General features: G+C 64.0%; 13 protein-coding genes. 2 read left to right on the top strand and 11 right to left on the bottom strand.

Annotated features, from left to right (window positions below; all coding sequences use genetic code 11):
• Window positions 1-98: 98 nt before the first annotated feature.
• Complete coding sequence (locus QM019_RS11450; protein WP_125106360.1) at window positions 99-1,040, bottom strand: LysR family transcriptional regulator; 942 nt, start codon at window positions 1,038-1,040, stop codon at window positions 99-101.
• Between the two features lie 125 nt (window positions 1,041-1,165).
• Here QM019_RS11450 and QM019_RS11445 point away from each other — a divergent pair, with 125 nt between their 5' ends.
• Together QM019_RS11445 and QM019_RS11440 are read left to right on the top strand one after the other, a co-directional pair.
• The gene (locus tag QM019_RS11445) at window positions 1,166-2,155 is read left to right on the top strand and encodes a putative oxygenase MesX (RefSeq protein ID WP_125106359.1); all 990 of its coding nucleotides are present in this window, start codon (window positions 1,166-1,168) and stop codon (window positions 2,153-2,155) included.
• Between the two features lie 23 nt (window positions 2,156-2,178).
• Complete coding sequence (locus QM019_RS11440; RefSeq protein ID WP_282853093.1) at window positions 2,179-3,216, top strand: methionine synthase; 1,038 nt, start codon at window positions 2,179-2,181, stop codon at window positions 3,214-3,216.
• Between the two features lie 234 nt (window positions 3,217-3,450).
• Here QM019_RS11440 and QM019_RS11435 read toward each other — a convergent pair.
• The 10 genes from QM019_RS11435 to QM019_RS11390 all read right to left on the bottom strand — a co-directional run bounded on the left by QM019_RS11435 (window position 3,451) and on the right by QM019_RS11390 (window position 16,525).
• Window positions 3,451-4,613 (bottom strand): IS3 family transposase gene (locus tag QM019_RS11435; protein ID WP_282853091.1). Its coding sequence is split into 2 segments (ribosomal slippage): window positions 3,451-4,326 and window positions 4,329-4,613, totalling 1,161 coding nucleotides; the frame shifts between segments, so codons are not numbered across the junction.
• Between the two features lie 149 nt (window positions 4,614-4,762).
• A complete protein-coding gene (locus QM019_RS11430; RefSeq protein ID WP_282853090.1) occupies window positions 4,763-5,956 on the bottom strand; it encodes a Wadjet anti-phage system protein JetD domain-containing protein in 1,194 nt (397 codons plus the stop codon).
• A 2-nt stretch (window positions 5,957-5,958) separates the two neighbouring features.
• Window positions 5,959-9,273, bottom strand: a complete 3,315-nt coding sequence (locus QM019_RS11425; protein WP_282853089.1) for an ATP-binding protein — start codon at window positions 9,271-9,273, stop codon at window positions 5,959-5,961.
• Window positions 9,270-9,902, bottom strand: a complete 633-nt coding sequence (locus QM019_RS11420; RefSeq protein ID WP_125106356.1) for a DUF4194 domain-containing protein — start codon at window positions 9,900-9,902, stop codon at window positions 9,270-9,272. The genes QM019_RS11425 and QM019_RS11420 overlap by 4 nt, the downstream gene beginning before the upstream one ends.
• Window positions 9,899-11,353: a DUF3375 domain-containing protein gene (locus tag QM019_RS11415; RefSeq protein ID WP_282853088.1), complete on the bottom strand. Its 1,455-nt coding sequence runs from the start codon at window positions 11,351-11,353 to the stop codon at window positions 9,899-9,901. Before QM019_RS11415 ends, QM019_RS11420 begins: the two co-directional genes overlap by 4 nt.
• 151 nt (window positions 11,354-11,504) lie before the next feature.
• Window positions 11,505-12,380: an ABC transporter permease gene (locus tag QM019_RS11410; RefSeq protein ID WP_282853087.1), complete on the bottom strand. Its 876-nt coding sequence runs from the start codon at window positions 12,378-12,380 to the stop codon at window positions 11,505-11,507.
• A gap of 10 nt (window positions 12,381-12,390) precedes the next feature.
• Complete coding sequence (locus QM019_RS11405) at window positions 12,391-13,317, bottom strand: ABC transporter permease (protein WP_282853086.1); 927 nt, start codon at window positions 13,315-13,317, stop codon at window positions 12,391-12,393.
• Between the two features lies 1 nt (window position 13,318).
• Window positions 13,319-14,473 carry an ABC transporter ATP-binding protein gene (locus QM019_RS11400; protein ID WP_282853085.1) on the bottom strand — a complete coding sequence of 385 codons (1,155 nt, stop codon included), beginning with the start codon at window positions 14,471-14,473 and terminating at the stop codon, window positions 13,319-13,321.
• A gap of 2 nt (window positions 14,474-14,475) precedes the next feature.
• Window positions 14,476-15,744 carry an ABC transporter substrate-binding protein gene (locus QM019_RS11395; RefSeq protein WP_282853084.1) on the bottom strand — a complete coding sequence of 423 codons (1,269 nt, stop codon included), beginning with the start codon at window positions 15,742-15,744 and terminating at the stop codon, window positions 14,476-14,478.
• Between the two features lie 202 nt (window positions 15,745-15,946).
• Window positions 15,947-16,525 carry a TetR/AcrR family transcriptional regulator gene (locus QM019_RS11390; RefSeq protein WP_125106351.1) on the bottom strand — a complete coding sequence of 193 codons (579 nt, stop codon included), beginning with the start codon at window positions 16,523-16,525 and terminating at the stop codon, window positions 15,947-15,949.
• Window positions 16,526-16,645 lie beyond the last annotated feature (120 nt).

The following is a 16,645-nucleotide window of genomic DNA, read 5'->3' as shown; positions in this document are numbered from 1 at the left end:
GGTCAGTTTTTGTAGTTCTGACGCCGTCAGAACTACAAAAACTGACCACTCAACTGTTCTTCGGGCTGTGGTCGGGGATGCGTGGGGAGGGTGTGCGCTTAGCCGAGCAGCTCGACGCCGAAGCGGGTGACGACGTTTCGTAGTTCTGCGAGGTACCGCTGTGCCTGCTCGGTGAGTGGGATCGAGGAATGGCTGATCCAGCCGATCTCGATTCGTTCGTCAACGGCGAGGGGAATGGCGACGATTTCCGGGTCGAGGTCGTCGCTGATGAGGCCGGTCGAGATCGTGTACCCGTCGAGCCCGATCATGAGGTTGAAGATCGTTGCGCGATCAGAGACCCGAATATCTTGTTTGCTCGATAGCGTCGAGAGGATCTCCTCGGCGAAGTAGAACGAGTTGTTCGCGCCCTGGTCGAAGGTGAGCCGTGGCAGATCAGCAATGTCGTCGAGGGTAACGCGATCGCGGGATGCGAGGGGATTCTTCCGCGCAATGAAGATGTGCGGCGTGGCAAGAAAGAGCGGATGGAACGCGAGCCCGGAATCCCGCAGCAGTTTTTCAATGACTTTCCGGTTGAAGTCATTCCGATAGAGAATCCCGAGTTCGCTTCGGAGCGTCCGGACGTCTTCGATGATGTCCCACGTGCGTGTCTCACGTAGCGAAAACTCGTACTCGGCAGCGCTGGTGGACTTCACCATCTGCACGAACGCGTCAACCACGAACGAGTAGTGCTGCGCCGACACTCCGAGCAACCGCCGCGACGGCGGTCGCCCGAGGTACCGCTGCTCGAGGAGTGACATCTGCTCGACAACCTGCCGGGCGTATCCGAGGAACTCCGCGCCATCCTCGGTGAGCGTCACGCCGCGCGTCGACCGGAGGAGCAATGGGCGCCCCGCTCGCGACTCAAGATCCTTCATCGCGGCTGACAACGTTGGCTGCGCGACATAGAGCAAGTCAGCGGCAGCGGTGATCGATCCCTCGGCCGCGACCTCGATGAAGTAGTGCAGCTGCTGCAGCGTGATGCCCTTCGAACTCGTGGTCATAGCTAAAGGCTATAGGAGTCCATAGGTGCCGCAAGTTACTTGATGGCACCTTTGTGCCTGCAGTATGGATGCATCGACTTCCGCAAGGCCGAGCCCGGCCGATCACGCGCCCAGATTGGACGGACATGACGAACGAGTTCACGTTCAAGATTTCCACCACCCGATTCGACGAGGACTACGCTCCGTCGGAGAACTCGAGGATCACCACGAACTTCGCGAATTTGGCGCGAGGCGAGCACCGGCATCAGAATCTCCGCAACACATTGACGATGATCAACCGTCGGTTCAATGATCTTGCGGAGTGGGACAACGGGAACCAGGATCGCTACGAGGTTGAGTTGGAGATCGTGTCAGCGGACTTGCAGTTCACGGCAGCCGATCAGGACCAGCAGTTTCCATTTCTGGAGATCCTCGATGTCCAAATCCTCGACCGGCTGTCTGGCGTTCGGCACCCGGGGATTGTTGGCAATAACTTCTCTTCCTACATTCGCGACTACGACTTCAGCGTGCGGCTCCCGGCTGCCAACAAGGGTGCAACGGAATTCACCGTTCCCGATGACTTCGGCGATGTGCACGGCAAGCTCTTCCAACACTTCCTTGACTCCGCGGTTTACCAAGAGCGCTTCCTCGGCTCGCCCGTCATCTGCATCAGCGTTTCGACGAGCAGGACATATCGCCGCACCGAGAATCACCACCCGATTCTCGGCGTCGAGTATCAGCAGAACGACTATTCCCTGACCGACGACTACTTCGGGAAGATGGGCCTGCAGGTGCGGTATTTCATGCCGCGAGGCACCGTCGCCCCGCTCGCGTTCTATTTCCGCGGCGACCTGCTCAACGACTACTCCAACCTGCAGCTCATCGGCACGATCAGCACGATGGAGACTTTCCAAAAGATCTATCGCCCAGAGATTTACAACGCGAATTCGGCCGCCGCGGGAATTTACCGCCCGTCGCTGGATTCGCAGGACTTCTCCAAGACGCTCATTGATTACGATCGCGTCGAGCGGAGCGAGCTGGCGACCAAGCAGGGCAAGTTCACCGAGGAACACCTCATGAAGCCGCACGGAGCGGCGCTCGAACAGTTTGCCGCCAACGTCCCTGTCCTCGTGTAATGACCGCCGGAGTTCACTCGAATATGCCAAAGCTTCTCCCCACCGCAACCGTCGGCAGCTTGCCAAAGCCGTCGTGGCTCGCACAGCCGGAAACGCTCTGGTCGCCTTGGAATCTCCAGGGGGATGCGCTGGCCGAGGGCAAGCAGGATGCGTTGCGGATCGCCGCCCATGAGCAGGCCCGCCGCGGCATCGACATCATCAGCGATGGTGAGCAGACCCGACAGCACTTCGTCACGACATTCATCGAACATCTCAGCGGGGTCGACTTCGAGCGCCGCGAGACCGTGCGCATCCGGAACCGCTATGACGCGAGCGTACCGACCGTGGTGGGTGCGGTGAGCCGAGACGCCTCCGTCTTCGTCGAGGATGCGCGCTTCCTGCGCCAGCAGACTGATCAGCCGATCAAGTGGGCGCTGCCCGGGCCGATGACCATGATCGACACGCTTGCGGATCGGCACTACAAGAGCCGAGAGAAGCTCGCGTGGGAATTCGCGACGATCCTCAACGAGGAGGCGAAAGAACTCGAGGCGGCGGGCGTTGACATCATTCAATTCGACGAGCCAGCGTTCAACGTGTTCTTCGACGACGTGCGCGATTGGGGCATTGCGGCACTGGAACGGGCCGCCGAAGGACTCCGCGCCGAGACTGCTGTGCATATCTGCTACGGCTATGGCATCAAGGCGAACACCGACTGGAAGGCGACGCTAGGGTCCGAGTGGCGGCAGTACGAGGAGTTCTTCCCGCTGCTGCAGCAGTCCAGCATCGATATCGTTTCGCTAGAGTGTCACAACTCCCACGTCCCGCTTGATCTCATCGAACTCATCCGTGGCAAGAAGGTCATGGTGGGGGCCATCGATGTCGCGAACGAAACGATCGAGACGCCGGAAGAAGTGGCCGCGACGCTTCGGGCAGCGCTCCAGTTTGTGGATGCGGACAAGCTCATCCCCAGCACCAACTGCGGCATGGCCCCCTTCCCGCGCGACGTCGCACTCGCGAAGCTGAGTGCCCTGAACGCGGGCGCAGAAATCGTGCGCGCCGAGCTCCCCGGCACTACGGTATAACTCGCTTTCCGCTGAAGGGGCTTCGCTCCGTGCCTCCAGTACCGCAGCCACCGGAGAAATGTCCCTGCGACTACCGGAAAGTTGAGGCAGCATCGTCTGCTTCGCAGTGGCATGCAGAGCGCACGCCAGCCGCATGCGTCGAAGTGATTCGCGTGATTTTGGGGTCTAGCGTGAGTACTGAGCCTTCTGGCGGGGGCAAAGGGGTCTGCTGCACGGATAGGTGACAGTTTCTAGTCACGCAGCCAGGTCGGCTGGTGTGGTCATGATTGTCTCGAATTCAACAGGGGTCAAGCGGCCGAGTCGGGACTGGCGTCGTCGGCGGTGGTAGGTGCGTTCGATCCAGGACACGATCGCGATTCGCAGTTCCTCACGGGTGGCCCAGGATTGCCGGTCGAGGACGTTCTTCTGCAGCAGGCTGAAGAACGATTCCATGGCGGCATTGTCCCCAGCCGCGGCCACCCGGCCCATCGACCCGAGCAGGTCGTGACGGGTCAGGGCCCGCAGGAATTTCCTCGAGCGGAATTGCGATCCGCGGTCGGAGTGGACGATGCAGCCCGCGACGTCGCCGCGGCGGGCAACGGCACTGTCGAGCGCGTTCACCGCGATCCGGGACTTCATCCTGGAGTCGATCGAGTAGCCGACGATTCGGTTGGAGTGGACGTCCTTGATCGCACAGAGGTAGAGCTTGCCTTCGGCGGTCTTGTGTTCGGTGATGTCGGTCAGCCAGAGCTCGTTGGCCGCCCGGGCGGAGAAGTCGCGCTTGACGAGGTCGTCGTGGACGGCGGGGCCTGGACGCTGGTTCTTGCCCTTCTTCTTCCCGAACCTGCTCCACCACCGGTTTGAGCGGCACAGCCGCCACGCGGTGCGATCGGCCATCGCCTGGCCGGCCTCACGGGCTTCGTCGGCGAGCAGCCGGTGCCCGAACTCCGGATCATCCTTGTGGGCGTCGAACAGTGCGTTGGCGCGGTAAGCAGCCACCACCTCGCTTTCGGGGATGGGTGCGTTCAGCCACCGGTAGTAGGGCTGTCTGGCGAGCTTGAGGACCCGGCACGTTACCGTGACGGGGATACCGTCGGCGGCGAGCTCTTTCACGAGCGGGTAGTACCTTTTCCCGGCAGGTTCGCCTGGGACAGATACGCCGCTGCGCGGCGCAGGACCTCGTTCTCCTGCTCCAGCAACCGGATCCGTTTACGGGCCTCCCGTAACTCCGCGCCTTCTGCGCGGGTCAGGCCGGGCTTGGCGCCGGTCTCGACGTCGGCTCGTTTCAGCCATTTCTGCAGGGTCATCGGGTGGACTCCGAAGTCTTTGGCGACCTGTTCGATCGTCACTCCGGGTTCACGGTTCCGAGCGACTCGAACGACGTCGTTGCGGAACTCGTCGGGGTAGGGCTTGGGCACGATGGCATCCTTCCAGACCTGCCCCATAGTTGGGGGCAAGCCAGCTCAGATGTCACCTACTCGTGCAGCAGACCCATTATTCTACTTGGTTTGTTCATTGCTGCAGCCACAAACCTTGTTTCGAAACGGAGCAGTTAACTAGTGGAGGACTATTGGTTCAGTCTGCTCGCGGATGCGGATGCGGATGCGGATGCGGAGGCTTGGGATAGGGCGAAGAGGGCAGCCGACCAGGGGATGCGTTCCTGCTCGAGGCGGGTGTCGCCCTCTGAACGCAAGAGGTCGAGTGCGAGCTGCTCCCCGGCGGTGAGCGACGCGAACAGCCCGCGATGCGGCCTGGATTCCTTGACCCAGAGGTCGCGGTGCGCGAGCAGCGTCGCTTCATCCATCAGGGTTGAAGTCACGTCGGGCAGGTGCGTCCGCAAGCGATGCAGAATCGCGAATCCGTGCGAGTCGAGATCGCCCCAATAAATGACCCGAGACTCCCGAACCCAGGCAATCTGCTCGAGGAGGTTCACCGCGTAGCCGGCACCATGTATCGCAATGGCCCCGGGCCAGGGCGGCATGGCGAGCACCGACTCGACGTTCTCGAACACGAATGTCACCCGCGGCCGATAGGCGCGGGCATCAAGCTCGGATGCGGGCGCCGCGAAGTCGAGGATCTCGCCTGGCGCGAGGGTCGGGTCGAGCACGCGCACTCGGATAAGCGCGTCTGAGTCCACAATGCCCGGCTCACGACTCGTCAGCGCAGCCAAGAACTCGGTGACGAGTCCGCGATGTGCACCGAACCACTTCGTGTCGATGCCACGGATCGGCAGTTGCCGGGGCCGCAATCTGGCCACATCGTTCGTCGCCAGCCACTCGACCACGTCGAGCAACGTGCCAAAGTCCCCCTCGGCGAGGGCAAGAATCATGGCCGCGCGGCTCCGAACTACCGCCGCGAGCTCTGGCGCACGAACAAACCGTTCGGCCACCGCATCCGCCCGGTCGCGCAGCACGCCCCACTCACGTTTCGCGGCTCCACCCGCGAATGCCGCGACACCATCAGGGCTCGAGAAGACAGCTCGAACCGGCACATGTTGTTTGCCGATGCTCTTCCACGTGCGGCTTCCCCATTCAATCCGAATGCCGGAGTTCGGCGGCGCGTCGGCCAAGCCACGCCAGCTTCGCGCCCACGACTCGGCAGCATGCTCGTCGGCGCGCATCTCGCGCTCGGTCGGCGGATGCAGGGCAATGGTCCACTCGAAAGCTTGGTCCGTCGGTGCGATCCGCTCGGCCGCCCAACCACTCCTGCTCGACCGAACCCGTTTCGTCGCCAACTCGCGGGCCTCCGTAATCAAACGCATCGCTAGCGCCGCTCCCATGTCACGTCTGCGAATTCGGACTTGCGTCGGGTCGGGTTTTCCACCACGGTCACGCCACCGATGTAGGGCTCAAGCGTCTGCAAGAGCTTGTGCGGGGTTGCGAGCACGAGGTGGAACCCGAACTCGGTAAACACGTCGAGCGCCATCCGGGTGAACCGAGCATCCGCCTTATCGAAAGCCTCGTCGAGGACGACCGTGCCGTACTTGGTGTGGGCATCGTCAGCGTCGGCGAGCTGGTACCGAAGCGCCGCCGCCAAGCAGAACACGGCCAACTTCTGCTGCTGACCGCCCGACAGCGCGCCAGCCGAGTCGAAAGTGGCGTGGACGCGTTCGTCCTCGTCAATCTCGTCCGCGAGAAACGTGACGTGCAGCCTCGTGTCGAGACATTGGTTCTTCCACTGGCGATCGACGTGATCGCTCGACTCGAGCCGACGCATGATCCGGGCCAACGTGCGGAACCGTGTCTCGGCCGTCTCGGCATCGTCGTCCTCCCAGCCTCCCTCGGCAATGGCCCGGAGATCGTCGAGGAATTCCTTGGCGGCGCTCGGCCGGTTCGTCTTGACCCGGATGCTCAGGAATCGGTCACGATCGAACGGCGACTTCCGCAGCGACGAGTTGACGGGCACGATGCGGTCCCGGACCTCGTCCGGCGCCGCGAGAATCTCGGAGCGCAGGTCACCGACCATGTCGCGGGAGCGCTCGCGCAGGAGCTTGAGGAAGCGCGATTCGTGGTCGGGTAGCCGGTGCGTGGCGATTGTCCCGAGTAATTCGAGGTAGCCCTGGCGGTCCTCAACTGCCGGGGCGAGGTCGGCGGCAGCCGCGGGCCAGCGTCCCTTGAACTCGGTGGCCAGGTTCACGAGATGGCCGGACGACTGCGCAGCGTCGCGGTTCGCCGCATCCAGTTCACGGCGCAGAGCGTTGGCGACTTCCGCGCCGATGTCGCCGATATTGCTGCGCGTGATCAGGCGCTGTGATGCACGGAAACGCCGCTCAAGCTCGTCCATCACATGTTCGCTGAGTGACGGTGCACCGGTTGACACGAACTGCGCATCCATGTCATCGATCTCTCGCGTGAGTTCTCGCTGCTGCCGTTGCCGATCGCTGAGCTCGACGCGAAGTTGCTCGAGCTGTTCGTCCGCGGTTGCCACAACGTTGCGGGCCGCTGTTACCGCAGCGACGGCAGCACTCGCATCGCTGTTGGTGCGGGTCAGGGCGTCGAGTTGTTGCTCAAGGTTGCGCAGCGACGATTCGGCGCTCCCTCGGTCGAGGTCACGCCAGTCCTGGCTTCGAATCGCAGCGACGGTTGCGTTCTGCACCATGGCCTGAGTCTTGGCGGCTTCGGCGCGGTCGACGATCGCCTCGGCTGCTTTAACCTCAGCTTCGGCCCGATGGAGGTGTGTGATCAGTGCTTCATGTTTGGCTTCGCGGTCGCCGAGAACCCAATACCGCTGGTCGGAAATGTCGTGCCGGTCGTCTTTCTCGTAACGGGTCGCCGATTGCTTGAGCTGGCCCTCCTTGGTGATTGCGCGCGCATGGCGATCGAAATCATCCGGGCTGTCGACACAGGCGTAGTCGAACCTCGTGGAGAGCACGCCGGCAAGCCACGCAGCATATGGATGCTCGGCGACAGCGACGCGGTTGACGAGCGACACGTCGCTAGCAGCGGGCTGCGGTGGGGCCGGCTCACCGACCACCTCGAACCGCAGCCGGCCCGGAATCCGGTGGGCGTTAACCCAGCGACGGACTTCCGCAAGGTGATGCTCGGGCACCAACATCGTGAGGGCGATCGAGCGAAGGACCCGCTCGATCGCGCCGGTCCACTCCGCGTATTCCTGCCGCACTTCGATGAGTTCCGCGGTGAACGGCAGCGCGCCCGGGGACGCCCCGATCGCGCGCTCGATCTGCGCTCGAATCTCGAGCAGCGCTGCGGGGACGCTCGTACCACTGCGCCGCAACGTCTCGATTTCGGCGCCAACCTGCGCCAGATTGCGCTTAGCGTCGGCGAGCAGTTGCTGTTGTACGTAGCTTGCACCGGCCGGCAACGAGCCATTGGCCCGTTGATCAAGCTGGGCCAATAGCTCGGCGAATTCGGCCGCAGTTTCCGGCGCGTGGTTGATTCCGACTTTCGCGAGTTGCGTTGATAGGTTCTGCCACCGTTTTGCGGTGCGATCGACGTCCTCGCGGGCGGCATCAATCCTGAGGCGAAGCTGGTCGACTCCGCTGCCGGTCAATTGCTGCTCTCGCTGTCTCGCAACATCGAGGGCCTCCCGTGCTTGTTTCACGTGGCGGCTCGCGTGCTCGATGCCGGGGATCAGTGCCTGGATGTCCTCATCGACCCGAACCAGCTCCGCTTGCGCCAGGTCGCGCCGTCGGCCGCGCTGGTAGGGGAGCACCGCATCCGCGAGTTCATTCGCCGACCGGGCTGCGTCGAGGGCGGCGTCGTAGGCCTCGGATTGGACTTGAAGCTGCTCGAGGTGGTCACGCTGCATCCGCAGCTGCACCACGTGTTCGTGCGCGTCGTTGAGCTCCCCGAACTGTTCGGTCGCGTTGTCGGCGATGTCGAAGGTCCGCGGCCGATCGAGCATGTAGTCACGGAACAGCTGATCGAGGCTGTCGAGACTCTTGGCCGACTGCGTCTTGTGCAGCAGCTGCAATGCGCTGTCGTTCGCGATACCGAAGATCTTGCGCATCCGGGCGTAGAACGCGCGATGCGAGCCGGTAGTCGTGACCAACGCATCCGGCCACTGCGCCTGGATCTTGCGCGTCTCGAGCCCCTTGGCGGCGAAGGGCTCGAGCTCGCGGAGATCCAACGGCGACCGTTCGATCATGAATATGCTCGCGAGATCGGCGGATTGGGTGCTCGTGCCCTTGGCAAAGAAGAGGCGAACCAGCGTCGTGGGGTCGTCGACGCCGTTGTCGTACCGCAGCAAAATCCCACCCCAGGTGGCACGCTGCCGGAGGTACTGGCTCACCACGCGGTCTTCGTACTCGTCGCTGGCCCGGTTCCATGCGCCACGAACGTAGCTCATCAAATTTCGGCGGTCGTCGCGTGTCGTCGCGCCCTGCGCGGCGGTGTTGAACCGTAGCCAGTGGTCGGGTGTGAGGACGGCGGAGATGGCGTCCAGCAGGGATGACTTACCCGAGCCGGAGGGCCCGGTGATGAGGTGACCCTCCCGGGCTATCGGGATCCGGTAAATGGCCCCATCGAACGTGCCCCAGTTGGCGAGCTGGACTTCTGCGAGCCGCCATTGCCCCGCGGGGCCGATGTGGCGTGCGGGCGCGGCCGGTGCGTGCGTCATTCGGCGGTGTCCTGTTCACTTGGCTCGAGGTTGCGGTAGATGGCGGTGAGTTCGCGCACGCGGTCGGCGTCGATGAGGAATTTCACGACAGGAGAGATCTCGACGCGGTCATCAGCCGCCTTGTGCAGGATCCGGTAGCGGTCTTTCATGTGTCCCCAAGCGCTATTGAGATTGCGCTCAAAGGTCACCTCGTCACCGTTGCGGTAGACCTGCATCTGCTCGTAGACCTCCTCCTTTCCGACAATTACTCGTTGCTCGCCGCCGCTCGCGAGCAGAATTTGCCGCAGTGTGAGGAGCATCGCGGTGTCGAGGAAGGTGAGGGGCTCGTTGCGAAGTGCGGTCGGCACATCGAGCTCGTCCGTGTGCACCTTCTGCACAAAGGCGAATTCGTCGTCCCGGTCGATGACAAGCTCGAGGAAGAGATCATGCAGGCGCGAGCGGATTGCCGCCTCATCGGCGAGGAGCGCCGTCCAGAGGTTTGAGTGCGTGGTTCCCGACAGGTAGGGGCCCTTCAGCAGGTGCAGCAGCGTTCTCCGGGACGTCTCGTGAAGTGTGCCGGTGTCATTGCGCCACAGGGCTGCTTCGTTTCGACCACCGGGCTCTGCCTGGCCGTGTTCGGTCGCGTTCACGCAATTACCTCCTTGGAGAAGAGATGCCGCATTACGTTGGCCCTGCGTTCAACGCCGTCTCGGCCCCGCCATCGCAATTCGTCCTGGTCGTCGGTCACTTCACCCTGAATCGCCGCAAGCGACAGCAAGCCGATGACGCTTGCAACGCCCTGCGTCGCCGGATGCGCGGTCAAGATCTCCGCGACCGTCACCGGTTTGCCGTGCTCGAGCGCGTGATTCACGTGGCCCGCGAGCTCGGTGAAGTCGATTTCGGTCTCTCGCGCGATTTCCGCGAGTCGCGCGAAGTCGGTCTCACCCGAGATTGCGTCATCGAGCGTCGCGCTGACCTCGAAGTCGCTGGGGTCGTGGGGCACGATCGCGCCTACGCTGCGGAGTTGCATCGACGTGAGGTCGAGGTCGACCCCGATTCGAGCGTATGGCTTCACGCTGCCGCGCGATTCGGCTGCCGCGCCGAGCGCATCCTGGAGCAGACGACGCAATTCGCGGTCGCGCTGAAAGTCTTGCGAGCGCACGTAGCGGCGAAGACCGCGGGCAAACTCGGTGAGTGACTGGTTCACCTCGCGGTTGCCCTGCTTCATGGTGCGCATCAGGTGGCGAAGCGCGCGGCGGGTATCGGGCGTGAGTGAGGCCGCGAAATCGCGGTCGAGGATCGCCGCGACATCAGCGTCGAACGCGGCGGATCGCTCCGGGTCGCGGATAAGTGCGGAGAATGCGGCGAATGTGCGTCCCTCATCCGACGAATCAATGAGGTCGACGCCGCGAAACACGTCATCCAGCACGGAGCCGACCGAATTGTCCGAATTGAGCAAGCTCGACCGGAGCTCGTGATTCAGCTCCTCGAATCTCGTGCGCACGCGTGCGAAGTCTGCGGGCAGGTTCTGCGCCTGCAGGAGCACTTCAGTGACGCGCTCGGTTGCGCGCGCGGCGTCGATCACGTCGATATCGCCGCTGCGGATGCGGGCGATCTGCGTGTCAATGGCGTCGCGCTGCCGTTCGAGGGCCTCGAGCCGTCGCGTTTGATCCGGGTCGGTGTCGATCGCCAGGGTGTGCAACGTAGTGGCGAGCGTCATGAGCCGCGACTCGGTGAGGGTGGACTGCGGCTCATGAAGCTGATCAAGGATGCGTAGCGCGTCGAATCCCGCGGCCGAAAGTTCGTAGGTTTCGCCTCGAGCTGCCGACGCGGGCCGTCGAATGAGGATGCCTGCGTTGCGCCACTCGTCGCAATACGACTTCCCGTTGCCAGATCCGAGGGACAAGTGGTCGCGGAGGTCCTCGAGATCGGCATCGAGACGTTCGTGGAGCTCGTCGGTGGCGATCCGTTCGCCCGGGCCACCGAGGTGCGTGCCAAGCACCGCGGCGATGATCGGGAGGTGCTCCTTGCGCAGCATCCCGAGTGTGGTGTTTTCGGCAATCAGTCGTCGCAGCTCTAGCGCCCGTGCGATCGATGTCATGCATCCCATCTTGCCGTGCCCCACCGACATCCCCGCGCCCACCGCATCCCCAGGAGCAGTTGAGTGGTCAGTTTTTGTAGTTCTGAGACCGTCAGAAGTACAAAAACTGACCACTCAACTTTTATTTCGCGGCGGTCAACCGGTTTCGCGGTTAGTGGCGGGATGCGAGGGCTCGCGTTGTCGGGGCCGGCTCGGCCGCCGCGGCACGCAGGCGGCGCTTGCGCAGCCACGGCACAACCTGGCCGAGCACGACGACGAGCACCGCGATGAGGAACATCGCCGAGCCGATGACGTTTGCCTCCGCCGGGATGCCGCGGGCGGCCGCGACGTACACGAACTTCGGGAACGTCTCGACCGTGCCCGAGTTGAAGTTCGTGATAATGAAGTCGTCGAAGCTCATCGCGAACGACAGCAGACCGGCGGCGAGGATGCCGGGGATGAGCTGCGGCAGCGTGACCCGAAGGAATACCTGGGCGGGGGAGCCGTAGAGGTCTCGCCCGGCCTCTTCAATCGCCGGATTCAGCGTGGCGATGCGCGCCCGGATCGTGACGATCACGAACGACATACAGAACACCGAGTGGGCAATCACGATCGTCCAGAAGCCGAGCTCGAGGCCGACGTTGAGGAAGAACGCAAGCAGGGATGCGCCGAGCACGACGTCGGGAGTCGTGAGCGGCAGATAGATAAGAAAGCCCATCGAGTCGCGGAACTTGAAGGCGAAGCGGTCGAGCCCGTAGGCGAGCAGCGTGCCGAGTACGAGCGCGATGAGCGTTGCCACGAGGCCGATCTGGATCGACACCCCGACCGACTGACACACGCCAGGCGCGCCACACGGATTCGCCCAGTTTTCGAAGGTGAACCCGCGCCAGGTGAGGTTCGTGCGCGCCGGCTCGTTGAACGAGAACACGAAGATGTACGCGATCGGCAGCAGCAGGTAGAGGAAAGCGAGCCCGCCAAGCACAGGGATCGCACAGCGTCCGAGCGAGGCGCCGATCTTCGCGCCGCGGCCTTGAGTTGCGATAGCCATTGCGGGTCTCCTAGACGAGGTCTCGAGTGCCGAATCGGCGCACGTAGATCGACACGAGGATCAGGATCGAGAGCATGAGGATGAACGACAGCGCGGCCGCGCCGGGATAGTCGAGCACCCGCATAAACCGCGACTCGATGACCTGACCGATCATCGTCGTATTCCGGTTGTTGCCGAGGATGGCTGCGCTGACGTAGTCGCCAGCCGCGGGAATGAAGGTGAGCAGCGTGCCAGCGAGAACTCCCGGCACCGACAGCGGGAACGTGACCTTGCGGAACACCGTCATGTCGTTTGCGTAGAGGTCGCGGCCCGCCTCGAGGAGCCGGCCGTCGAGCGCCTGCAGGTTCGCGAAGATCGGCAGCACCATGAACGGCAAGAAGTTGTAGGTGAGGCCGGCGACCACGGCGAAACTCGTGGCGGTGAGCGTCGCGTCGGCCGGCATGAGGTGCAACGTTTTCAACGTTTGCACGACGAACCCCTCGTCCGCGAGCACCTGGCGCCACGCCTGCGTGCGCAGCACGAACGACGTGAAGAACGGCGCGATCAGCAGCACGAGGAGCAGTCCCTGGAGGAACCCGTGGCCGCGCAACCGCACCGCGATGAGGTACGCCATCGGGTAGCCGATGACGAGGCAGAGCACCGTTGCGATGAGCGCGAAGCCGAACGAGCGCAGCAGCTCGGGCCAGTAGTCGCCGAGCACGATGGCGTAGTTGCCGAACTCGAGCGCCGGCGCGTACTGGCCGATGTCGGCCCCCGGTGGCTTCACGTAGAGCGACGTCGCGAGCAGCGTAAACACCGGCACGACGAAGAAGATGAGCAGGAACAGGAGGCCCGGCGTGACGAGGCCGTAGCCCGCGCGTGAGCGGCGCCCCCTCGGCACGTCGCCGCCCGATTTCACCGCGATGGCGGTGGTGGCGTCAGAGTCGGTGCTGGCCATGTCACGATTCCTCGCCCGCGTCGACGTCGTCGGCGCCGTCGAGTCCGAACGCGTGCTCGGGGTGCCACGACAGCGTCACCGCGTCGCCCGGCTGGAGGATCGCCGCGCCGCGGTTCTGCGCGAACACTGCGAAGTCGCCAAGCCCGGGCACCTCAACGTGATACTCGTTCGACATGCCCGCGAAGGCGGTGTCGGTGACGATGCCGGCGAGTTCGTTCTCGGCAGTCGCCGCGTCGCCGGGGGTCGAGGCGCGAATATCGAGCTTCTCGGGACGCACGCCCACCAGTACGTCGCCCGACTCGGACACCGCGCGGGCCGCCGCGAGCAGCACGCGGTGCCCCGCCGCATCCACTTCGAGAAACTCGCCGCGGCGGCCAACGACGGTGCCGGGCATGAGGTTCGAGCGACCGAGGAAGTTCGCGACGAATGCCGTGAGCGGCAGGTCGTAGAGCTCCTGCGGCGGGCCGAGCTGCTCGATGCGACCTGCGTTCATGACCGCGACGGTGTCGGCCATCGACATCGCCTCTTCCTGGTCGTGCGTCACGTGCACGAAGGTGAGGCCGACGTCGGTCTGGATGCGCTTGAGTTCGGTCTGCATCTGCCGACGCAACTTCATGTCGAGTGCGCCGAGTGGCTCGTCGAGGAGCAGGATCTCTGGCTTGTTCACGAGCGCCCGCGCGAGGGCGACGCGCTGCTGCTGTCCACCCGAGAGCTGCGTCGGCTTGCGGCTTGCGAGGTGCACAAGTTCGACGAGTTCGAGGAACTCCTGCGCGCGCGCCTTCCAGTCGCCGACCCGGCGTCGCTTCAGGCCGAACGCGACGTTCTCGAACACACTCATGTGTGGGAACAGCGCGTACGACTGGAACACCGTGTTGACCGGCCGCTTGTGCGCGGGCAGCCCGCTGATGTCGGTGCCGCCGATCTTGATCGAACCGCCGCTCGGCGCATCCAGGCCCGCGACCATGCGCAGGGTCGTGGTCTTGCCACATCCGGACGGGCCGAGGAGCGCAAAGAACTGGCCGGCGGGGATGTGTAGGTCGAGGGGATGCACCGCGGTGAAGTCGCCGTAGTGCTTCTCGAGCTGCTCGAGTTCGAGGGCGGAGCCGCCGGAGCGCGCGGCCCGGGTGTCGCTGCCGGCCGCGGATGTGCTGGTCATGGCTAGTTTCCGATCGCCTGCTGGAAGAGCTGGTTGTACTTTGAGTCCTCGTCGGGCGTGAGCGCGCGCATCGTCTGCGAGTTCGCGAGGTACTCCTCGGTCGGGAAGATGAGCTCGTTGTTCGCGAGCTCGGGGTCGATCTTCTCCATCTCTTCGCGGGCGCCCTCAACCGGGCAGATGTAATTCACGTAGGCGGCGACCTCGGCGGCGACCTCGGGCTGGTAGTAGTAATCGATGAGCGTTTCGACGTTCTTCGTGTGGGTGCCACCCATCGGCACCGTGAAGTTGTCGGCCCACAGGTCGCCGCCCGACTCGGGCAGCGCGAAGTCCCAGCGGTCGCCGTTCTCGAAGTTGAGCTGCGTGATGTCGCCCGACCACGCGAGCACCGCGACGGCGTCGCCCGAGATGAGATCCTCCTTATAGGAGTTGCCCTTGACCTGGCGAATCTGGCCCGAGGTGATGTGCTCCTTGAGCACGTCGAGCGCGGCGTCGAACTCGTCGTCGCCCCAGTCGCTCGCGATGTCGACGCCGTTGCCCATGAGCAGCAGTGCCATGGTGTCGAGCATCTCGTCGAGCACGACGACGCGGCCCTTGTACTTCGGGTCCCACAGGTCGTCGAGGGTGTGCAGGCCGTTCGGGACCTCCTGTTTGTTCCAGGCGAGGCCGGTGAAGCCGCCCTGCCAGGTGACCGAGTACTTGCGGCCCTCGTCGAAGCTCGCGTTCATGTACTCGGGCAGCAGGTTCGCCTGTACGTTCGGCATGTTGTCGAGGGTGAGCGGCTGCACGTAGCCGAGGCGCATGAGTCGCGCGACCATCCAGTCGGTGAGGGTCATGACGTCGGCACCGATGTCCTGCCCGTTCGAGAGCTGGTTTTGGTACTTACCGAAGTAGGAGTCGTTCGAGTCGATGTCTTCGGTGTAGGTGACGTCGATGCCCGAGGTCTCGATGAACTTCTCGAGGGTGGGGTAGGTGCCGCTCGAGTCGTCGTAGTCGAGGTAGAGGGTCCAGTTCGACCAGCGCACGAGCTTTTCGGTGTCGGAGAGGTCGGTGGCCGGCGTCAGCGCGGCGCCGGTTTCGCCGCCGCCCGAGGGGGTCGTGCCGCCGGTGCCGCAGGCGGCGAGGAGTGACAGCAAACCGGCGGCGCCGGCACCCGCGAAGAGGGAGCGGCGGGTGAGGCTACTGCCCGCGGTCTGGCGGCTCATACGGACGAGCGACTCCACCATCGGGTCGCGAGGCGCGTTGGCGTCGGGAAATACGAACTCACGAGACATATCGGCTCCTGGTTGGACAGGACGCCTCGACATTTGCGCACCGGGTCCGATTCCGCGGTGTGCACTGCTCGAGACTTCTGCGTACCGAGGGATACCAGTGCTGTGGCGCGGTGCCGGTTGGTTGTTGCCGGGTCGCGTACGTAGTGGCGTCGGGTTGAGTTTGACTGAGAGTACACCGTCTGGTCGGTATATCCAACGAATTTCAGAGACGGGATGAATCGGGGCGCGAGGCCCGCTGCTCGCGCAGTTGAGCGACGAGTTCGACAACCCGCTCGACGCTCGCGGAATCGGTGAACTCGGCGTCGTCGGTGGTGCCGTACGTTTCGGCGTGGTAGGCGATGCCGTCGCCGAGCAGGATGATCGCTTTCGCGAGCACCGCATCGCCAACATCTGCGAGTACGATGCCGTACCACTGCGCCCGGGCGCGGCGCAGCACCGGCCGGATCTTCGCGTCGTTCGACGGCGCGAGGCGGATGAGCGCAGACATGGTGCGCTCGAGTGGCGCCGTGTAGTTGTTCGAAGTGCCGAGATACCACTCGGTTGGGGTGAGGCCGCTGCCGGGGAGGTCGGCAATGTCTTCTGCGACGAGCTCGATGAAACGCTCGCAGAGGCCGTCGACGAGCGCGGACTTTGAAGGGAAATGGTGGAGCAGTCCGCCCTTGGATGCGCCGACGTGCTTTGCGAGTGCGTCGAGGGTCGCGCCGCGCTCGCCGCGCTCGAGCACGAGATCGCGGTAGGCGTCGATGAATTCGACGCGGCGGTTGGTGGCGATCGGAGGCATGGCCGCTCCTTCATTACCCAGCCCGTGCTTCGATGCACGGAGTTTGGCCGAGTGTACCGGCCAGACGGTCACCCCCTCCACCTCTGCGACGGGGTTGAGTGGTCGGTTTTTGTAGTTTCC

The organism is Gulosibacter sediminis, assembly GCF_030011715.1.
Classification (GTDB): domain Bacteria; phylum Actinomycetota; class Actinomycetes; order Actinomycetales; family Microbacteriaceae; genus Gulosibacter; species Gulosibacter sediminis.
The sequence above is the reverse complement of the archived record's forward strand: the minus strand, read 5'-3'. Positions and strand labels throughout refer to the sequence as shown.